Annotated in this window: 3 protein-coding genes; all 3 read left to right on the plus strand. The window is 26.3% G+C overall.

Translation table 11 applies throughout. The features are described from left to right. On the plus strand, positions 1 to 245 hold a 245-nt coding region (locus KPL54_RS25490), incomplete at its 5' end, for a PTS sugar transporter subunit IIA (RefSeq protein WP_216109285.1). Positions 246 to 459: 214 nt separating this feature from the next. Then, positions 460 to 3,351 (plus strand): sigma 54-interacting transcriptional regulator, encoded by a 2,892-nt coding sequence (locus tag KPL54_RS25495; RefSeq protein ID WP_216109286.1) that lies wholly within the window; start codon positions 460 to 462, stop codon positions 3,349 to 3,351. A gap of 120 nt (positions 3,352 to 3,471) precedes the next feature. Further along, positions 3,472 to 3,903 (plus strand): nucleoside-diphosphate kinase, encoded by a 432-nt coding sequence (gene ndk / locus KPL54_RS25500; RefSeq protein WP_216109287.1) that lies wholly within the window; start codon positions 3,472 to 3,474, stop codon positions 3,901 to 3,903. Positions 3,904 to 4,327 lie beyond the last annotated feature (424 nt).

The raw sequence follows: 4,327 nt of genomic DNA on the forward strand, positions 1-4,327 counted from the left end.
TCATAATGGGGATTTCTAAAAAAACAATTAAATTTTGTAAAATGGAAGATGATAAAAGTGAAATAGATGTTGGCATAATTTTTATGCTTGCTCTTAAAGGAGAAAACAACCATATTAATTATTTAAGAGATATAGTTAATTTTTGTAAACATGAGGATAAAACAGAAAGATTGTACACTACTTCATCAACAGAAGAGGCTTATAAAATATTTATTTCTGAAATATTAGAAATTGATGAAAAATAATTTTTAATATTAAACTTTTAAACTATTAAAATATTATTGATATTTGTATAAAGGTTAAAAGTATAATAAAAAAATAAAAAAGTAGAGTATTTTGTTTGTATATTGTAGAATAATATTAGATGCAAGTTGTTATTTAATTTATATCACTTTATTTAAACGAATAACAATTTGTATTATTAAAGTTAATTTTATTTTAGATATGAGGTGTAAATCAATGACAAATGATAACATGAATAAAGTTAAAGAAATAATTGGAAATGAGGACAGTAGAAATCCTTTAAGTGATAACGAAATCGCACAAAGGCTTTCTATTTTAAGAGAGACGGTTAGCAATTGTAGATGTGAACTTAAAATTTTAAATTCTAGAGAAAGAAGAAAGCCTGCTATAATTGAGGCTATAAAATCAATTAAAACTAAGGATGTTGATATAAATCTAAAACTGCTCACTTTTAACCTTAATAGGCTTGGTTTTGATGTTTCCAAAAATTATGTATCTAAAATACTAAATGATTGTGATAATAACAACAACTCACCAGAAACTAATGAAGATTTACAAGAATATAATAGTAATAATTCTTTTAGCAAATTAGTAGGTTTTGATGGAAGTCTTAAAAAATGTATTACACGCGCTATAGCCTCTATATCATATCCTCCTTTTGGTCTTCCAACTTTGATAATTGGAGAAAGTGGTACAGGTAAAACTCTTTTTGCTGAATTTATGTATAGATATGCGCTACAACAAAAAATAGTAAAGGAAAATGCCCCTTTTAAAGTATTAAATTGTGCTGATTATGGAGATAATCCTCAACTTTTACTTTCAATTCTTTATGGTCATAAAAAAGGATCATTTACCGGTGCAGATAATGATACGGTAGGTCTAGTTGAAAATGCTAATAATGGAGTGCTTTTTTTAGATGAGATACATAGATTGCCACCTAAAGGTCAAGAGATGTTATTTTCTCTTCTTGATAGGGGACAATTTAGAAGACTTGGTGAAACATCTAATGAAAGAAAAGTTAATATTTTTTTTATAGGAGCTACAACTGAAAATATAGACTCTTCTTTACTAGTCAGTTTTAGAAGAAGAATACCAATGCTTATTTCTGTTCCTTCATTAAATGTTAGGCCAATTAGAGAAAGAATTCAACTTATAAATAGTTTTTTTCAGGAAGAATGTAACAGAATTAATTGTAAAATTTTTATAGATGGGAAAATAATTAAAACGTTTGCATTAAAAAACTATAGAGGAAATGTAGGTCAACTTAGAAGTGAAATTCAAGTTGTATGTGCTAATGCCTATGTAGAGAATATTAACAATATAAAAGGCGAAATGAACATTGGATTTAATGAAATATTGTATAATAATTTTTTTGGTGATGAAACTAATTCAAATAATAATAGTTTGTCAGAAATTAATATTTCTTTAAATGATAACGTATTTATACCTAAAATAAACGATAATAATATTATAAAAGATACCAAATATTCTTTACCAGAAGATATTTATGTAAAAATTGAGGAAAAGTATAATGAGCTTAAAAAATTACATATGTCTTTAGATGAAATGAACAAAATATTGTGGATATTTATTCTTGATAATTTTAATAAGATAGGGTCAGATTCAAAGGAAAGTAGTGATTTTAATGACCTTGATAATTTCAAATATATTATTAGTGATAAAATTATAGTTATCCTTGAAAACTTCCTAAAGAATTTAAAACTTAAATACCCTAATAAAACAATTAATAAAAGATTAATTTTAAATCTTGGGATGCATATAAATGAAGCTATAAAGAGGATACGATTTAATTCAGAAATATATAATCCTAATATTATCTATATAAAGGAAAAAATAAAAGTAGAGTTTAATCTTGCGTGTGAGCTTGTAATTGAACTTGAAAAAGAAGAAAAAGTCAAAATACCTGAGGATGAAACTTGTTTTATTGCAATGTATATAAAAGAACTTCTTAAAACAAAACATAAAAAAGATAAAATAGGGCTTATTATATTATGCCATGGGAAAGTAGCTACAGAAATGGTAAACGTAGTAAATAAATTAATGGATGTGGACTTTCCTATAGCAATAGATATGCCTCTTGATGTTAGTCCTTCAAAGATATTTGAAAAAACTATAGAAATTTCAAAAATATTAAATAATGGTGGTGGAATACTATTTCTTTCAGATATGGGTTCATTGATAAATGTTGGAGATATAGTTAATAAAAGAACTGGTATAGAAACGCGCACTATTGATAGAGTTGATCTTCTCACGGTGTTGGATGCTGTACGAAAGGTATATATTGCTGAAGAAAGTTTAGATGATATTTATTATTCGTTAATTAATTCTAAATATAAGGTACCCATGGTTTCTTTTAATGATTCTAAAAAGCCTTCAGCTTTAATAGCTATGTGTCTTACAGGCAGAGGTATAGCAATTAAAATACGAGATGAATTGGCTGCTAAATATGAAGATGTTTCAATAATTAATTTAGGGCTCTTAGATGATGACTTAAATCAAAACATAGACAATCTAAAGAAAAAGTATAATATTGTTGCAATTGTAGGCACTATTAATCCAGGAATAGATGGAATAAAATTTATACCATTTGATGGTAACTTTATTAAAGATAATAAAAATTACTTTGATTGCATATTAAAGCAAAAACATTATTATAATCTTAAAAATTTGCTTAATGAGGATTTAATTATGCTTGATCTAAAATGCAAGTCAAAACAGGAAGTTATAAAAAAGATTTGTATGCTCCTTTTCAACAAAGGTTATGTAAAAAAAGAATACCTTAATTCTGTTTTAGAACGCGAGAACTTAAATAGCACGTATTTTAAGGGTAATATTGGAATACCACATGGGTTAGCGGTTTATTTAAATACTTCTTGTTTGGTATTTGCCACAATGAAAGATGAAATCGTTTGGGATGAAGATGGAAGAAAAGTTAAATTTATATGTATACCTGCAATTAATAATAATGATAGTGATGCAGTAACTGATTTATTTAAAATGCTTAAGCAACCTGAAATAGTTTCTGGTTTACTGGCAGCTAAAAGCCAAAGTGAATTTATAAATATTATTCAAAATACAAATTTATAGAATATAATTACACTCGTCTATCTAAAATGAATAGTTAAATATAAGTATTGGCAAATAAAAAGAAATTGTATATAATCAATTATATTTGTTTTCATAAAATAAGCAGGGAGGTGAATTTAAATGGAAAGAACTTTGGTTTTAATTAAACCTGATGGAGTTAAACGTGGATTAATTGGAAAAATCCTTGATTATTATGAGGATAAATCATTAGAAATTGTAGCATTAAAAATGCTTACTGCTACAAAAGACACCGCTAAAAACCATTACGGTGAACATGAAGGAAAAGAATATTTTGAAGAATTAATAAATTATATCACTGAAGGTAGAATATGCGCAATAATCTTAATGGGTGAAAAAGCTATTGACTTAGTACGAAAACTCAATGGAAATAAGGACCCTGTAAAAGCAGAACTTGGAAGTATAAGAGGGAAGTTCACAATAGATAAAACTCAAAATTTAGTTCATGCCTCTGATAGTATAGATAGCGTAGAACGTGAAATTAGAATTTGGTTTCCAGAACTTACGAGTAAAGATAAATATGAGGTAATTTGAATATTTTACATTACAATTTACAGAAATTAATTTAGGTAAATATAAGCATTGACAAATAAAAAGAAATCGTATACAATCATATTATAAACTTACTTAATATATTAATATATACTTTGTAAGTCTTTCAGAAAACAAAATAACTAGTTGAATAGTGAAATTGAATTCGACTAAAAGCTATTGTATTTATGATAGCTTTTAGTCGAATTTTTTTGTTGCAAAATATTATATTGATTTATTTTGTTTCTTGCAACGCAAATCATAAAAAAAAGGAGACTGAATTATTATGAAAAAGACAAAAATTTTACTTGTATCTGACGGTGGAGTTACTTCTATACTAATGGAAAAAATGTTTGAGCTTGAGAAATATGGTGCTGAAGTATCTATGATAGAAGACAAAGATATGTATGCTATGGGACCTATCACT

Origin of the sequence: Clostridium estertheticum (genome assembly GCF_018861295.1) — a bacterium.
Taxonomy (GTDB): Bacteria; Bacillota; Clostridia; order Clostridiales; family Clostridiaceae; genus Clostridium_AD; species Clostridium_AD estertheticum_D.